Origin of the sequence: Vibrio ouci (assembly GCF_004551525.1) — a bacterium.
Lineage (GTDB): Bacteria > Pseudomonadota > Gammaproteobacteria > Enterobacterales > Vibrionaceae > Vibrio > Vibrio ouci.
Map to the genome: position 1 here is coordinate 1 of NZ_SATR01000146.1, position 1,920 is coordinate 1,920.

Below are 1,920 nucleotides of genomic sequence, written 5' to 3' on the forward strand. Positions count from 1 at the left end.
TGACAACTGGCTTACTGACATTGAATATGGAGGCAGTAGCTTCTTCAATATGGCTTCTTTTCTTTCTGCTGGAATACGAGACACAATTCATTCTTACCGCCCAAACTGGTTAAATTTTAACAGTGACAACTATCCTGCCAGAGGGGGTTCCCCTCAGATAGCCTCAGGAGGTTCACAAAATCCTCTCTAAGAATCTGATTCATACCATACTGGTTAAAGAAATGCTCCCAAGTGTTGGGGGTTCTATCCTTGAAGTGCCATTCATAGGTTTCTAAGTCATCAGGATTCAAGAGTATTTAATGAAGTCAGCATCCTGGTGTTCTTGGCTCTCACCCTTCGTATCCAAAATGAAATACCGTGTTGATTCATCATTCAACTCTGAATCGAATAGTGTTGTTACACTCAATTATCTAACCATATGATTTTATGTTTGTTTAACATAGACAATATCAAACATTGTATTACGTTTCAAAACGAACTACTGTATATAAAAACAGCATTGGGTTTTGTCCTGTATGTCTATCCGCAACTTAAAAGATGGTTCAACCAAACCTTGGATTTGTGACTGCTACCCTAATGGCCGCAATGGGAAACGCGTTCGCAGACGCTTTGCCACCAAAGGTGAGGCTGTCGGGTTTGAGAAGTTCACGATGAAAGAAGTGGATCAAAAGCCCTGGCTAGGTATGAGTCGCGATCACAGGCGTCTGTCTGATGTTGTTGATACCTGGTTCAGCCACTACGGTCGAACGCTCACCAACGGCGAAGTCATCTACCAAAAGTTTAACCACATGGTTAAAGCCATGGGTAACCCACCCGCTTCCTTATTTAACGCCAAGCAATACGCTGAGTTTCGTAGCTTGAGGATGGCTGGCCAAATCAACTTTGTTGATGGCCGCTGGCAAAAAGGCGCGCCAAGTGTTTCTACCCTCAATTCGGAGTTAGCGCGCTTTAAGGCGGTTTTCAGTAAACTAAAAGAACTCGGTGAGTGGAACCTCCCCCACCCTTTAGAAGAACTCAAGCCATTCAAAGTAGCAGAAAGAGAGATGGCTTTTATTCCAAAAGAGAAACTTCCTCTATTGCTTGAACTGGTTGGTCAGCATCAGCGTGGAGACATGCTCAAAATAGTAAAGATATGCTTAGCCACAGGTGCACGGTGGAATGAAGCAGCAAAGCTGCGTGGGAGCCAGCTCAGCAAGTACAAGATCACCTATACCAATACTAAAACCAAGAAGAACCGCTCAGTACCCATCTCTAAGGCGCTTTATGACGAGATCTACAAGCCATGCTCCGGTTTAATGTTTGAAGAGTGCTACACCCCTTTCTGTTACCTACTAAAGCACAAACTGGGGATGTCATTGCCAAAGGGTCAGGCATCACACGTATTGCGCCATACGTTCGCCAGCCACTTCATGATGAATGGCGGCAACATTCTGGTACTACGGGATGTCCTTGGCCATGCCGATATTAGTATGACGATGCGCTACGCTCACTTTGCCCCAGACCACCTTTCGGAAACTGTAGAAATGAACCCGCTTGCTGCCCTTGAACTTGAATAACTGATGACTTTTTATGCAAATCCGAATAGTAGCGCGAAGCAAAAATGTCTCAGGTGTAGACACTTTGTAGACTGTTACCAAATTTAGGGCAAAAAAAGAGCCGCAATTAGCGGCTCTCAATTATTCGTCTTTTTCGAAGTATTGGCTTACTTCTCTTTACCGAATACGTTGTTCTCTTGCTCTTGTACGCGGATGAAAGTCGTACGCTTAGTTAGCTCTTTAAGCTTTGCTGCGCCTACGTATGTACACGTTGAACGTACACCACCAAGGATGTCAGAAATTGTATCGTGTACTGTGCCGCGGAATGGTAGAAGAACAGTTTTACCTTCAGCTGCGCGGTACTTAGCTACGCCACCAGAGTGCT

The 1,920-nt window shown here is 44.7% G+C and carries 2 protein-coding genes; one reads left to right on the plus strand and one right to left on the minus strand.

Features of this window, described 5'->3' with window-relative positions:
* Positions 1-515: 515 nt before the first annotated feature.
* Positions 516-1,556, plus strand: a complete 1,041-nt coding sequence (locus ELS82_RS24510; protein ID WP_134837717.1) for a phage integrase — start codon at positions 516-518, stop codon at positions 1,554-1,556.
* A gap of 146 nt (positions 1,557-1,702) precedes the next feature.
* On the opposite strand, the gene ELS82_RS24515 is transcribed toward ELS82_RS24510, so the two are convergent.
* Positions 1,703-1,920 (minus strand): IMP dehydrogenase (locus ELS82_RS24515; RefSeq protein WP_208733300.1); only part of this gene is annotated, 218 nt, incomplete at its 5' end.